This is a genomic window from Helicobacter sp. WB40, assembly GCF_027859275.1.
Taxonomy (GTDB): Bacteria; Campylobacterota; Campylobacteria; order Campylobacterales; family Helicobacteraceae; genus Helicobacter_D; species Helicobacter_D ibis.
On the sequence record NZ_JAQHXS010000038.1, the window covers coordinates 1 to 242 of the forward strand.

Sequence of the window (242 nt, forward strand, 5' to 3'; positions counted from 1 at the left end):
TAAATGAAATAGAAGCTAATGTAAATATATTAGTGCAAGGTATTAATGATATGAGTGAATCTATAAGAGAACAAACTCAAGGTGTAACTCAAATAAATGAAGCAGTAGCTCAATTAGAATCTGTAACACAAGATAATGTAATTGTTGCTAATGATACACAAGATATTACTAATAATGTAAATAGAATTGCAGATGATATTATTAGTGATGTAAATAAGAAAAGATTCTAGGAGTCTTTTCTT

The 242-nt window shown here is 26.4% G+C and carries 1 pseudogene; it reads left to right on the forward strand.

Annotation, left to right across the window (positions count from 1 at the left end):
* Nucleotides 1-230, forward strand: a pseudogene (locus tag PF022_RS08830) (methyl-accepting chemotaxis protein); the annotation flags it as partial.
* Between the last annotated feature and the right edge of the window lie 12 nt (nt 231-242).